Origin of the sequence: Nocardia arthritidis (genome assembly GCF_011801145.1) — a bacterium.
GTDB classification, from domain to species: domain Bacteria; phylum Actinomycetota; class Actinomycetes; order Mycobacteriales; family Mycobacteriaceae; genus Nocardia; species Nocardia arthritidis_A.
Genome location: NZ_CP046172.1, coordinates 2,568,399 through 2,581,027 on the forward strand (window position 1 = coordinate 2,568,399; position 12,629 = coordinate 2,581,027).

The following is a 12,629-nucleotide window of genomic DNA, read 5'->3' on the forward strand; positions in this document are numbered from 1 at the left end:
TATGTCGCAGCCGGATTCGGCACCCTGTGGCAACTGGGGCTGATTTCCCCAGTTGCGCGCGTATTCGGCCCCCCAACCGTTCGGGGCGCTAGACTCCCTGGCTGGATCCCGGCCGCTGGTCTGCCGCGCGGCACGGCCGGAATCAAGAGGGAGGCAAGTGATATGCGCATTCGTTCGGCGGCCGCTACCGCGCTGGTGGCGGCCGCTTTCGTAGTTCCGACCGCCCCATTGGCCGGTGCGGCCAGCGGTTCGGCGTCGGGCAGTTCCTCGGGTAGCGGCGATCTGCTGACGAACCTCGGCACCGGCAGTTCCGGCTTCATCCACGGCATCACCTGCTGGCTGGCGGCGGTGTCGCCGCAACCGGACCCGGACAGCTGCGACACCTTCAACACTTTCGACTGAGTCCGCAAAGATGCTGGGCGGCAGCGGTTTACGGTGGCGCTGTCAGGAAACGCCGCACAGGCGTAGCGCCGCCGTCGTTGCCGCCGCCGCGACGATCACCACGAGCATCGGCGCCTTCCGCACGGCGAGCACGCCCGCGACGATGACGCCCGCCGGTAGCGCGAAGCCGAATTTGCCTGTGCCGGTGGGAATTGTCGTCACCGCGACCAACGCGGTGAGCAGCACCATGGCGCCGATCTCCAGCAGCCGCACCGCGCGCTCCGGAAAGCGGATCCGGTCGCGCAGCGCCGGACCTGCCCAGCGGAACGCGTAGGTGCCGAGGCTCAGCGCGACCATGCCGATCGCCAACATCATTGTGCCGCCACCTTTTCCGCGATACGGCTCGGGCGGGTGAGCTCCCATGCCGCGACCAGCAGGCCGGACAGGGCGAGCAACACCGGCAGCCCGGCGGGCACGAAAGGCGCCGCCGCGACGGCGATGACCGCGCCGAACAGCGCCGCGCGCAACGTGATTCGATCGCGGAACGCGGGTATCACCAGGGCCAGCAGTATCGCGGGGAATACCGCGTCCAGTCCGAGCGCCCCGGTGTCGGGCACCAGTGCTCCGATGAGCGCACCGATCGCGGCGCCGCCGGGCCAGACCACGCCGACCCCCAGCCCGCACAGCCAATATGCCGCGCGCTTGCGTTCGGGATCCGGCTGCGCCAGCGCCACCGCCACGGCTTCGTCGTTCATCACGTGGATGCCGATCAGCCGCCGCCATCCGGTACCGACGACATCGGGCACCGACAACCCGTACGGCAGGTGCCGGGCATTGACCAGCAGCCCGGCGAACATGGCGGCGATGGGATTGCCGCCGGACGCGATGATCCCGGTGAACAGGAATTCGGCGCCGCCCGCGAGCACGATGTAGCTGAGGACGATAGGTAGCCAGACGGGTAGTCCGGACGCGACCACCGTCGCCCCGTACGAAATTCCCATCACACCGACCGCGAGCAGGACGCCCCCGATGCCGGTGACGGCGTCTCGGCCGAGTGTTCGCCATATCGAACGCATGTTGTTTATAGTGAACATGGCGATCGGATTCGTCAATATGGTTTCCTGTTGGGCGATTCACACCGAGGCGGGAGGGTGCATGGGCGACGACGAATGGGTTCCGACGGATCGCTATGCCCCGGTTGTTCGATTCGAGCCGGACGCCGCGCAGCAGAGCCCGCAGGCGATCATCGCCACCTCGCTGCGGCGCGAACGCGTCCGCGCCGGTATCTCGCTCACCGAACTGGCCAATCGCGCCGGTATCGCGAAATCCACGCTGTCCCAACTGGAATCGGGCACCGGCAACCCGAGCATCGAAACGCTCTGGGCGCTCTGCGTCGCCCTCGACATCCCGTTCTCCCGGCTGCTGGATCCGCCGCGCCCGACCATCCAGGTGATCCGGGCGGGCGAGGGGCGGGTGGTGGCTGCCGAACAAGCCGACTACCAGGCCGCACTGCTGGCGGCCGGTATGTCGAACTCGCGGCGGGATATCTTCCGGATCACCGCCGAACCCGGACACGTCCGCCGCTCCCAACCGCATATGCCGGGTGTGCTCGAACATGTCATTCTCGCCGCGGGTCGCGCACTGGTCGGCCTGATGGACGACCCGGTGGAGCTGGGCCCCGGCGACTACATCCTGTACCCGGCCGACGTCCCACACGTATTCGAAGCACTCGAACCCGGCACCTGGGCGGTCCTGGTCAACGAATACCCGTGAGGGTCAGGTCGCGATGGATCGGCGTCGCTCTTTTCGTTTGGCGCGGCGCCATTCGAAAACGCTTATCGGGATGAGAGCCGCGCCGATTCCGGCCCCGGCCGCGGACAGTTTCAGCCGTGCCCAGTCGTTGCGCCGTTCGATGTCCCGAAGGTGGGGAGCCATCCAACTGCCGTGGTAGCAGACCACGTGCGAGGTTTCACCATCGGGATCGCAGTGCTGCGACGACCACAGCGACGACCCGAAATAACCGAATACGGCCACGCCGACGACGAACAATGCCGCGCCGACCAGGCCGAGCTTGACGTACCAGCGCACCGCGCCCCCCTTGCTGACAAGACTTGGGGACGGAGTCTACGTCAGGCCGCGCCCTCGCCCAGATACTGCAACCAGACAGGGTCGAGCTCGGAGGTGGTGGACAGCAGACGCCAGTGCGGGCCCTTCGGGGACACCAGCGGTGAATGCAGGGTCCAGCCCAGCTCGCTGAGCAGTTTGTCGGCCTTGCGGTGGTTGCAGGGCGCGCAGCTGGCGACGCAGTTCTCCCAGGAATGTTCGCCGCCGCGGCTGCGGGGGATGACGTGGTCGATGGTTTCGGCCTTGCCGCCGCAGTATCCGCAGCGGTAGCGATCGCGATGCATGAGGGCGGCGCGGGTCATCGGAACCCGGGCCCGGTAGGGGACGCGCACGTAGGTGCGCAGCCGGATCACGGACGGAATCGCGACGGTGGACCCGGCCGAGTGGACCACGGAACCCTCGGGATCGTGGTGGACGGCGTCGGCCTTGTCGCAGATGAGCAGGACTACCGCGCGACGGGCGGACAGAGCGGTGAGCGGCTCGTAGGTGGCGTTCAACAGCAGCACCCGGCGCTTCAACCAACTGGTGTGCGTCGTTCCGGCCTGCGGGGTGGTGCGATGTTCGGGCTGCCCGTGTTGGGCGCCGGGATAATGATCGGACAAGATGTGCAGCGGAGTAGCCCCCGACCCACGATTGTGGACGTCGGCGGGCTGGAGTTGTCGATGCGTGCGCGCCTCATGTGACTTGGCGCCGTGCCGCTGCTTCATCTGGACCTCAGTTTCATGATTGGCAGGATCATGTGGTATTCGGGCAGAGACTGCCACCCAGTTGACCATGGAACGGCGGGGAATGCACGGTGATTTCGCGCAATGTCCGGTGAACCTTGGTTGAAGAGCCGCCGGTTCGTAATCCCGAACCCCCTACTGACCGGCCGACCCCACTCCGCAGGCGATCGCGAGAGTGTTGCCGACCCCTCCGACTGTACCGCCGACCGCTGTGGTCTCGCCCACATCCACCCATCGCATCGGCAGCCGTTCGAGCCCGGTCGATCGAACAGAGCACAATGAACAGGGGCGAGATTCAATCCGACGCAACCAGCTCGCGAGCGAGTCTTACGAGCGACGTTCGCGGCCAAACAGAAAGGGCCTGATGACTTCGGGTGAACAAACGGCTACGTCGTTCTATGACGCGGTCGGCGGTGCGGATACGTTCCGGCGGCTCGTCGCGGCGTTCTATCGCGAGGTGAAGGCCGACGAGCTGCTGCGCCCGCTGTATCCGGAGGAGGATCTGGGTCCGGCCGAGCGACGGTTGCGGATGTTCCTGGAACAGTATTGGGGCGGTCCGCGCACCTATTCCGATGAGCGCGGCCATCCGCGCCTGCGCATGCGGCATATGCCGTTCAAGATCGGTCCGCTCGAGCGGGATGCCTGGCTGCGCTGTATGCGGATCGCGGTCGCCGAGATCGAGCCGGATGTGTTGGACGATCAGCATCGCCGGGCGCTGCTCGATTACCTGGAGATGGCGGCCAACTCGTTGGTCAACTCGCCCTTCTGAATGTGCCGATCCGCCTGTGCGGGGCGGATTTCCGGTCGCGGGGGACTTGTTTGCTGGCGACGCGCCGAGTGATCATGAATTTGCTGGCGCTGTCGCGCGGTGCCGTTTCGGCCGAGTAACCCGATGCCCCTAGGGTTTTCGGCTTGACACCCAGGAATGCTGGTTATTTGCGGAAACCGGACAAGTTTGCTGACGATGCGGGAATTTGTCGGTGCGCCCTGGCAATATAACGACTGTGACACAGACATCTGCCGTGCCAGCGCCGGTGGATCGCCAAGCACAGTCGTGGTGGCGGTCGGCCGTGTTCTATCAGGTCTATCCCAGATCGTTCGCCGATTCGAACGGTGATGGGATCGGCGATCTCGGCGGCGTGCGTGACAAGCTCGGCTATCTCGAGCTGCTCGGTGTCGACGCGCTGTGGATCTGCCCGGTCATGCGGTCGCCGATGGCCGATGGCGGTTACGACGTCGCGGACCCGCGCGATATCGACCCCATGTTCGGCGGATTGACCGCGCTGGACGAGTTGATCGCCGAGGCGCACGACCGCGGCATCAAAGTGACCATGGACCTGGTGCCGAACCACACCAGTAGCGAACATCCTTGGTTCATCGAGGCTTTGGCCGCGCCGCCGGGGAGTCCGCAGCGGTCTCGCTACATCTTCCGCGACGGCCGAGGGCCGGACGGCGCACTGCCACCGAACAATTGGCCGAGCATCTTCGGCGGCCCGGCCTGGACCAGGGTCACCGAGGCCGACGGCAGACCCGGTCAGTGGTATCTGCATATCTTCGCCCCCGAACAGCCGGACGTGAACTGGGACAATCCGGAGGTCTGGCAGGATTTCGAGAAGACGCTGCGGTACTGGCTGGATCGCGGTGTCGACGGTTTCCGGCTGGATGTCGCGCACGGCATGGCCAAGCCCGACGGCCTGCCCGACATGGTGGACGTCCCCGCGGGGCAGCTCACCCACATCGATGACGACGATCCCCGGTTCAACAATCCGGCCGTGCATCAGATCCACCGCCGCATCCGCAAGGTGCTGGACGAATATCCCGACGCGGTGTCGATCGGCGAGGTGTGGGTGGACGACAACCACCGCTTCGGCGAATATCTGCGCCCCGACGAACTGCATCTGGCCTTCAACTTCCGGTTGGCGGAGACGCCGTTCGATGCCGATTCGGTGCGCGGCGCCATCGACAACTCGCTGGCCGCGGTGGCCACCGTCGACGCGAACCCCACCTGGACGCTGTCGAATCACGATGTCGACCGAGAGGTATCCCGCTACGGCGGCGGCGTGGCGGGCCTGGCCAGGGCGCGGGCCATGGCCCTGGTCGAATTCGCTTTGCCCGGTGCGGTTTTCATCTACAACGGGGCGGAGCTCGGCCTGCCGAACGTCGACGATCTGCCGGAGGCGGTGCTGCAGGATCCGACGTGGGAGCGGTCCGGGCACACCGTTCGCGGCCGGGACGGTTGCCGGGTGCCGATTCCCTGGGAGGGGGGCGAGCCGCCGTTCGGATTCACCACCGGGCAGCCGTGGTTGCCGCTGCCGCCGTCTTGGGCCGAGCTCACGGTGGAGCGACAGTTGGAGCAGCTGGGTTCGACGCTGTCGCTCTACCGGGCGGCGATCGAATTGCGCGGTGTGCGACCGGAATTCGCCGGTCCCGGACTCGACTGGTACGGCAGCCCGCCCGGCTGCCTCGCCTTCCGCAGACCCGGCGGCCTGATCTGCGTGCTCAACGCGTCTCCGGCCCCGGTGGCGCTGCCGCCCGGCACGGTGATCCTGGCCAGCGCCCCGCTGGACGGCGGTCTGCTGCCGCCCGACACGGCCGCCTGGCTGGTCTGAATCGACACGAAGTCAACGATCTTTCGGCCGGTGGCGGAACTACTACACAGCATCGTCTACCGTTGATCCGTGAGCATTCTCGAGACAGTGCTGATCTTCGTCGGCATCCCGCTGGTGATCTACGGCGTGATCGCCGGATTGTCGTTTCTCGGTAAGCCACTCGCCGGCGAGAAGCCGACCCACTTCGACCTCGGTCAGGAGTGGACGGCAGAGCCGGTGCTGTGGAGTGCGACCGACGAGGTGACCGGATCCGGTCACCATGACAGTGGTTCGTCGCATGGCTCCCATGCGGCTATCGAGTCCGCCGCGGCGGAACTGATCGGAGGCCGGGCAAGTGGCAAGTTCTAAATGGCCCGCGGTGGTCGAGGCCGATCTGCCGCACGGATACGCCATCACCAGCAGCGGACGCGTTTCCGGCGTGCACGAGGCCGGTGCCGTGTTCAAGGAGGCGCCGTTCAGCGATCCGGAGCGGCTTGCCATGGACAACGTGCTCACCGAGGCCACTCGGGCGACCAAGGTGCGCTTCAACATCTACATCGGCCACCTCGGCGAGGATCCCGCCGCGGGCGCTGACGCGATCTTCCCGAAGACACCGGAGGCGGCGCGTTCGGTGCTCATCGCCGTCTCCCCGAACGACAAGGCGATCGAGGTGCGCTCCGGCCGCGAGGTCGCCGACCGCGCCAACGACCGGGTTTGCCAGCTCGGTGTCACGGCCGCGCTGAGCTCGTTCCGTCAGGGGCAGCTCATCGATGGCCTGGTGTCGGCGGTTCGCGTGATGGCCGCCGCGATCGGACGTTAGGCTCGCCCGCCCGAATGCTTTTCGGCGCGTCCACCGTAATCGGTGGGCGCGCCGAAGCTTTTGACAGAGTGCACAAATCATTGGCCCGGCTAACAGGCCTGTTGCGACTACCGCAACGCTGCGCCTTGGTGTGTTGTGAAAGCTGACACAGGGAGGTGTTGGCTGTACGACAGATCTCCCTTCAACACACGGTAGGGGAGAAGATGTCGGCACGACGGCTTTCGATGCTCGCCGGTCTCGGCGTCTGCGTGCTCACGGCGGTATCCACCGCGGTGGCCGTGGCGCAGCCACCGATACCACTGCCGAGCGAACGGCAGATCTATCCGGCGGTGGTGCCGCTGACGCCACCCGAGAGCGATCCCTGGTACGCCGATCCGCCGAATCTGGACAGCCTGAACAATGGCGATATCGTGCGGACGCGCGATGTGCAGTCCTATGTGCTCGGCATCCCGATTCCGGTGTCCACCAGGCAGATTCTGTACCGCAGCACCGATGCGCACGGGACCCCGCTGGTCACCGCGACCACGGTGCTGACCCCGGGTATTCCGTGGATCGGGAGCCCGCGGCCGCTGGTGTCCTATCAGGAGGCGATCGACAGCACCGCGAACATCTGCAACCCGTCGTATACGTTGCGGGCGGGGCTGTTCAAGGAGATCGCGCTGACCCAGTATTTCCTGGAACAGGGTATGGCCGTGGTGATCTCGGATTTCAACGGCAAACGCAATACCGCGCTCAGCCCGTCCGAGGGACGGATGGTGCTCGACGGTATCCGGGCCGCCAAGCGGGATCCGGCACTGGGACTCGCCGATTCGGCGGTCGGGCTCTACGGGTATTCCGGCGGCGGAAATGCCAGCGCGTCCGCGGCCGAACTGCACGCGTCCTACGCACCGGAGTTGCCGATCCTCGGGTCGGCGCAGGGCGGTGTGCCGGGCGATAAGAACGCGCTGCTCGACGAGGTGCTCGGGCCGGTGAACCTCGGCAACTTCTTCGCGCAGTGGGCGGTGTGGGTCTTCGTCAACGGGGTTGCCCGGGAATATCCCGACGTGCTGAAACCCGAGGATCTGCTCACGCCCGACGGCGTCGCGCACTTCGACGATATGGGCAACCGCTGCCTGTGGACCGAGATCGCGGCCGGAATGCTCAGCCCGCCGATGTCGACGTACCTGAAGGATCCGAACGTATTGCGGCGGCCCGAGATTCAGCAGGTGCTGCACGACATCAGCTTCGGCGTCGACCCGGCGCACCGCCCCGATATGCCGCTGTTCATGTGGCAGTCCACCACCGACCAGCTGATCCCGCCCCAGGTCATCCACCCGACGATCGAGGCCTACTGCCGAGCGAACGTCGACCTGCGCTACCTGGAAGTGCCGATCAGCGAACATATTTCGGCCGATGTCATCGGCTGGCCCGCCGCGACCGCCTGGCTCAGCTGGGTCCTGCGCGGTGGTAACCCGGGTCCTAAGACCTGCTGACGCCGCGGTTGGGCGCACCGCTGAAGATGTGGGCGGCGGTTCGTCCTCGGACCGGGCCGCTTCCTCTGCTGAAGGTGTGGGCGGCGGTTCCTTCTGGGAACGGGCCGCACCCTTCCGCACCCCTACCGTTCCCCCGGCGACAGCCGGGGGAACGGGATTACAGAGTTACCTCTACTCCTTGTCGAAAGCCCGTGCGCGCAGCGAGCGTTCGATGCCCGCCTTGCCCTCGGACACCAACCGGAGCAGGGCGGGCGGATGGTTGTCGGCGAGGAACTTGTCGGCCACCGCGACCGCCTCCTCGCTGATCGCCCAGCTCGGGTAGAGGCCGACCACCACGGTCTGCGCGACCTCGCTGGAGCGGCGCTCCCACACGCCGGGGATCTCGGCGAAGTAGCGTTCGACGAACGGCGCGAGCAGTTCGCCCTGACCGACCGGCGAGAAGCCGGCGACGATCGCGCGGATGGTGATGTTCGGGACGGCGTCGTCGAACATCGCGGTCTGCCAGGCCTGTTCCTTCACCGCGGCGATCGGCCGCGACGCGCCGGCGGTGGCCGCCTGCCGCTTGCCTGCCGCGGTCGGATCCTTGGCCAGCTCCGCGTCGATGAACGGATGGTCCACCCCGTCGGCGTCGATTTCGCCCGCCGCCGCCAATGCGGTGACGATCCGCCAGCGCAGATCGGTGTCGACGGCGAGCCCCGCGAGCCCGACCTCGGCCGGGTCGGCGTCGAGCAGCTTGCGCAGTACCTCGATGTGCTGGCCGGACAGCTTGGTCGCCAGCAGCCCGTTGACGAAGGCCAGCTGGTGATCCGAACCGGGCGCGGCGGCGCGGGACAGCTCCAGCAGCCGGTCGGCGTAGCCGGTCCAGCCGGAGGCGGCGAGCCATTCGGGGTCGGCGTACGCGGCGAGCGCGGTGTTGGCCTGCATCAGCAGCCGTTGCACCACGCCGACCTCGGTTTCCGCGCCGATGCCGCGCTGCACCAGCGCGACGAAATCGCGGGCCCGCATCTCGGCCTGCCGCGTCATCTCCCACGCCGCCGACCAGGCCAGGGTGCGCGGGAGCGGTTCGGCGATATCGCCGATCCGGTTGATCAGCACGTTCAGCGAATCCGGGTCGAGACGGACCGAGCAGTAGGTGAGGTCGTCGTCGTTGACCAGCACGAACTTCCCGCGCGGCACGCCGACCAGCTCCGGCACCTCGGTGCGTTCGACGGCGTCCAGGTCGAGCTCGACGCGCTTGGTGCGCACCAGCTTTCCGTCCTGGTCGTCGTAGACGCCGATGGCGAGGCGATGCACCCGGCGCTCACCGGCGCCCGGCGCGGCACCCTCCTGCACCACGGCGAACGAGGTGAATTCGCCCGCCTCGTTCACGGTGAAGTCGGGGCGCAGGATGTTCAGGCCCGTCGTCTTCAACCACTGTGCGCCCCAGGTGGAAAGGTCACGGCCGGAAGCCTTTTCGAGCGCGCCGAGCAGATCGTCGAAAGTGGCGTTGGCATAGGCGTGTTCGGTGAAGTACTGGCGCAAGCCGGTCAGGAACGGCTCCAAACCCACATAGGCCACAAGCTGTTTCAGCACGCTTGCGCCCTTGGCGTAGGTGATGCCGTCGAAGTTCACCTCCACCGCGGCCAGATCGGGAATGTCGGCGGCGATGGGGTGGGTGGACGGCAGCTGGTCCTGCCGGTACGCCCACGACTTCTCCGCATTCGCGAAAGTGGTCCAGGCGCTGGTGTATTCGGTCGCCTCCGACTGGCACAGCACCGAGGCGAAGGTGGCGAACGATTCGTTGAGCCACAGGTCGTCCCACCACTTCATGGTGACCAGGTCGCCGAACCACATGTGCGCCATCTCGTGCAGCACGGTCTCGGCGCGGCGCTCGTAGGAGGCGCGAGTCACCTTGGAGCGAAAGACGTAGTCCTCCAAGAAGGTTACCGCGCCCGCGTTCTCCATCGCGCCGGCGTTGAACTCCGGTACGAACAGCTGGTCGTACTTGCCGAAGGCGTACGGCACGCCGAAACTCTTGTGGTAGAAGCCGAAACCCTGCTTGGTCTCGGTGAACAGGCGCTCGGCGTCCATGTATTCGGAAAGTGAAGCGCGGCAGTAGATTCCGAGTGGGATGGTGCCGTGCTCATCGGTGTACTCATCGGTCCATCGAGCGTACGGCCCGGCGATCAGGGCGACCAGGTAGGTCGACATCCGCGGCGTGGTCGCGAAGACGTGCTTACCCGGATCCGGTTGGGTCGCAGCGCTGTTCGAGATCACCTGCCAGTCGGACGGTGCGGTGACCGTGATATCGAAGGTGGCCTTGAGATCCGGTTGATCGAAGCACGCGAACATCCTTTTGGCGTCGGCGGTTTCGAACTGCGAATACAGGTAGACGGCCTGGTCGGTGGGATCGACGAAGCGGTGCAGGCCCTCGCCGGTGTGCGAGTATTCGCAATCGGCCTCCACCACCAGCTCGTTGCGCTCGGCCAGGCCGGTGAGCGCGATGCCCTTGGCCTCGTCATAGTCGCCGATCTCGACGGGGGCGCCGTTGAGCACGGCCGAGCGCACACCGCGCGCGACGATATCGACGAATGTGCTCGCGCCCGGCGTCGCGGTGAACGTCACCGTGCTGCGGGAGAAGAAGGTCTGCTCGCCCGGCTTGCCGGCCCCGTCGGTGAGGTCGAGGTCGATGCGATAGTTCTCGACCCGCACTGTCGCGGCGCGTTCGATCGCCTGGTCGCGAGTCAGATTCGGTGCGGACAATTGGGCTCCTTCGTTGTCGAAGAACTGAGCACGGGCGGCACTCACGATGCCACCTCGGCGTGGTCGCCCGCGCGGGGTTTTCCTCGCTCAACCCTAGTCACTGCCCGCCGGTTGCCGCGGCGGAGTCGAATCGGTCATGGGATGCGTGTGGCTCGACGGTCCGAGGAGGTCACCGCGCCTACCGCCGCTGACCCGGCACGGCGGGCTCGGCGGTATTGTGCGGGTGCCGGGAACAGCCGAGGAATGTGGAGGTCTGCGTTGAAGCATGTGCACGCCGGGAAGGTGCGTGACCTGTACGAGGACGGTGACAGCCTGCTGCTCGTCGCCTCCGATCGGGTCTCGGTGTACGACGTGACGCTGCCGACGCCGATTCCCGAGAAGGGTGCGCTGCTGACCCAGCTGTCGAACTGGTGGTTCGACTTCTTCACCGATGTGCCCAATCACGTGCTGTCGGCCACCGACGTGCCCGCCGAATTCGCCGGGCGCGCCATCCGCTGCAAGCCGCTGAAGATGGTGCAGGTGGAATGCATCGCCCGCGGTTATCTCGTCGGACTCGGGCTGAAGGAATATCAGCGCACCGGTGCGGTTTCGGGTGTGCAGCTGCCGCCCGGACTGGTCGAGGGCGACAAGCTGCCCGAGCCGATCTTCACGCCCACCACCAAGGCGTCCGAGGGACACGACGAGTTCATCACCTTCGACGACGTGGTGGCCCAGGAGGGGCGCGAGGTCGCCGAACTGCTGCGCGAGCGCACGCTCGACATCTACTCGCGCGGTGCGGCGCATGCGGCGCAGCGCGGTGTGATCATCGCCGACACCAAACTCGAATTCGGTTGGGACGGTGACGTTCTCACCCTCGGAGACGAGGTGCTCACCTCCGACTCGTCGCGCTTCTGGCCCGCCGACGAATGGCAGCCCGGTCGCACGCAGCGGTCCTTCGACAAGCAGTTCGTCCGCGACTGGGCCACCTCCACCGGCTGGAATCAGGAACCGCCCGGGCCGGAAATTCCGGCCGATATCGTCGAGGCCACCCGTAAGCGGTACGTTCAGGCGTACGAGCTGATCACGGGCCGTGCCTGGACCGGGGTGCCTGCCTGAGACCGTTCCTGTGTAGCGTCCGGCGTTGGCCAGGCGACTCGATGTGGCCCGGTGTCGCGAACCGACGCATCGAAAGTTGGCCGACGCCGGAAAGTCAACCGCTGTGCGGGAATTGGCGATCTCAGTCGCCCATCACCGTACCGGCGGTGCGCCGATTCGCGATCAACTCGGCGAGCCGGTCGAGCAGCGGCCGTTGACCGGCCCCGAGTTTGTCCGCGGCGGTGGCCAAATCGAACCAGCCCGCGCGGTCGATCTCCGGAAACTCCGCCAGCTTGCCGGATTTCGGCGGCCATTCCATCTCGAACGTTCCCGGCACGATGGCGCCCGCATCGAGGTCGCCCTCGATCGCCCAGGCGGACAACTGCTTTCGGCTTTTGCCGCTGCCGTACGTCACATCGCCGAGCGCAACCCATTCGCCATCCGGCACCGGCAGCCCCAACTCCTCGGTGAACTCGCGGGCCGCCGCCGCCCGCGGCTCTTCCGTCGCGGGGTCGTACTCACCCTTCGGCAGCGACCACGCGCCGCTGTCCTTCTTCGCCCAGAACGGCCCACCCATATGCCCGAGCAGTACCTCGGTGGTATCGGTCATCCGGAACAACAGAATCCCCGCACTGAATTTGGCCACCATGAGTTGGCAGTTTGCCTCATCGGGCGGGCGACCGGATAACCCGAGGTCCCGAAG

The 12,629-nt window shown here is 66.6% G+C and carries 14 protein-coding genes; 8 read left to right on the forward strand and 6 right to left on the reverse strand.

All coding sequences use genetic code 11. From position 1 onward, the window contains the following. The first annotated feature begins 162 nt into the window (after positions 1–162). On the forward strand, positions 163–402 hold the full coding sequence (locus F5544_RS11330; RefSeq protein ID WP_167473149.1) for a hypothetical protein: 240 nt from the start codon (positions 163–165) through the stop codon (positions 400–402). A gap of 42 nt (positions 403–444) precedes the next feature. On the opposite strand, the gene F5544_RS11335 is transcribed toward F5544_RS11330, so the two are convergent. After that, on the reverse strand, positions 445–756 hold the full coding sequence (locus tag F5544_RS11335; RefSeq protein ID WP_167473150.1) for an AzlD domain-containing protein: 312 nt from the start codon (positions 754–756) through the stop codon (positions 445–447). After that, positions 753–1,457, reverse strand: a complete 705-nt coding sequence (locus F5544_RS11340; RefSeq protein WP_167473151.1) for an AzlC family ABC transporter permease — start codon at positions 1,455–1,457, stop codon at positions 753–755. Before F5544_RS11340 ends, F5544_RS11335 begins: the two co-directional genes overlap by 4 nt. A gap of 79 nt (positions 1,458–1,536) precedes the next feature. On the opposite strand from F5544_RS11340, the gene F5544_RS11345 reads away from it, so the two are divergent. Further along, positions 1,537–2,154: a helix-turn-helix domain-containing protein gene (locus F5544_RS11345; protein WP_167473152.1), complete on the forward strand. Its 618-nt coding sequence runs from the start codon at positions 1,537–1,539 to the stop codon at positions 2,152–2,154. 3 nt (positions 2,155–2,157) lie between these two features. Here the strand turns inward: F5544_RS11345 and F5544_RS11350 are convergent, their stop codons facing one another. Both F5544_RS11350 and F5544_RS11355 read right to left on the reverse strand, forming a co-directional pair. Further along, positions 2,158–2,469 (reverse strand): hypothetical protein, encoded by a 312-nt coding sequence (locus F5544_RS11350; protein ID WP_167473153.1) that lies wholly within the window; start codon positions 2,467–2,469, stop codon positions 2,158–2,160. 41 nt (positions 2,470–2,510) lie between these two features. Continuing rightward, positions 2,511–3,107, reverse strand: coding sequence for an HNH endonuclease (locus F5544_RS11355; RefSeq protein ID WP_374111170.1), 597 nt, complete (start codon positions 3,105–3,107; stop codon positions 2,511–2,513). 487 nt (positions 3,108–3,594) lie between these two features. Here F5544_RS11355 and F5544_RS11360 point away from each other — a divergent pair, with 487 nt between their 5' ends. The 5 genes from F5544_RS11360 to F5544_RS11380 all read left to right on the forward strand — a co-directional run bounded on the left by F5544_RS11360 (position 3,595) and on the right by F5544_RS11380 (position 8,110). Next, complete coding sequence (locus F5544_RS11360) at positions 3,595–3,999, forward strand: globin (protein ID WP_167473154.1); 405 nt, start codon at positions 3,595–3,597, stop codon at positions 3,997–3,999. 235 nt (positions 4,000–4,234) lie between these two features. Continuing rightward, positions 4,235–5,839 (forward strand): glycoside hydrolase family 13 protein, encoded by a 1,605-nt coding sequence (locus F5544_RS11365; RefSeq protein WP_428847131.1) that lies wholly within the window; start codon positions 4,235–4,237, stop codon positions 5,837–5,839. Between the two features lie 69 nt (positions 5,840–5,908). Beyond that, positions 5,909–6,187, forward strand: a complete 279-nt coding sequence (ctaJ, locus tag F5544_RS11370) for an aa3-type cytochrome oxidase subunit CtaJ (RefSeq protein WP_167473155.1) — start codon at positions 5,909–5,911, stop codon at positions 6,185–6,187. Then, positions 6,174–6,638: a DUF5130 domain-containing protein gene (locus F5544_RS11375; RefSeq protein ID WP_167473156.1), complete on the forward strand. Its 465-nt coding sequence runs from the start codon at positions 6,174–6,176 to the stop codon at positions 6,636–6,638. The genes ctaJ and F5544_RS11375 overlap by 14 nt, the downstream gene beginning before the upstream one ends. A gap of 203 nt (positions 6,639–6,841) precedes the next feature. Further along, positions 6,842–8,110, forward strand: a complete 1,269-nt coding sequence (locus tag F5544_RS11380; RefSeq protein ID WP_167473157.1) for a lipase family protein — start codon at positions 6,842–6,844, stop codon at positions 8,108–8,110. A 171-nt stretch (positions 8,111–8,281) separates the two neighbouring features. On the opposite strand, the gene pepN is transcribed toward F5544_RS11380, so the two are convergent. After that, entirely contained in the window at positions 8,282–10,852 is a 2,571-nt protein-coding gene (gene pepN, locus F5544_RS11385) for an aminopeptidase N (protein WP_167479121.1), read from the reverse strand. A 243-nt stretch (positions 10,853–11,095) separates the two neighbouring features. Between pepN and F5544_RS11390 the strand changes: the two genes are divergently transcribed. After that, complete coding sequence (locus tag F5544_RS11390) at positions 11,096–11,947, forward strand: phosphoribosylaminoimidazolesuccinocarboxamide synthase (RefSeq protein WP_167473158.1); 852 nt, start codon at positions 11,096–11,098, stop codon at positions 11,945–11,947. Positions 11,948–12,068: 121 nt separating this feature from the next. On the opposite strand, the gene F5544_RS11395 is transcribed toward F5544_RS11390, so the two are convergent. Continuing rightward, entirely contained in the window at positions 12,069–12,575 is a 507-nt protein-coding gene (locus F5544_RS11395; RefSeq protein WP_167473159.1) for an NUDIX domain-containing protein, read from the reverse strand. Between the last annotated feature and the right edge of the window lie 54 nt (positions 12,576–12,629).

Coding starts and splice junctions, on each gene's coding strand:
- F5544_RS11330 (WP_167473149.1), top strand. CDS start 163: ATGCGCATTCGTTCGGCGGCCGCTACCGCGCTGGTGGCGGCCGCTTTC.
- F5544_RS11335 (WP_167473150.1), bottom strand. CDS start 756: ATGATGTTGGCGATCGGCATGGTCGCGCTGAGCCTCGGCACCTACGCG.
- F5544_RS11340 (WP_167473151.1), bottom strand. CDS start 1,457: ATGCGTTCGATATGGCGAACACTCGGCCGAGACGCCGTCACCGGCATC.
- F5544_RS11345 (WP_167473152.1), top strand. CDS start 1,537: ATGGGCGACGACGAATGGGTTCCGACGGATCGCTATGCCCCGGTTGTT.
- F5544_RS11360 (WP_167473154.1), top strand. CDS start 3,595: ATGACTTCGGGTGAACAAACGGCTACGTCGTTCTATGACGCGGTCGGC.
- F5544_RS11380 (WP_167473157.1), top strand. CDS start 6,842: ATGTCGGCACGACGGCTTTCGATGCTCGCCGGTCTCGGCGTCTGCGTG.
- F5544_RS11390 (WP_167473158.1), top strand. CDS start 11,096: ATGTGGAGGTCTGCGTTGAAGCATGTGCACGCCGGGAAGGTGCGTGAC.
- F5544_RS11395 (WP_167473159.1), bottom strand. CDS start 12,575: ATGGTGGCCAAATTCAGTGCGGGGATTCTGTTGTTCCGGATGACCGAT.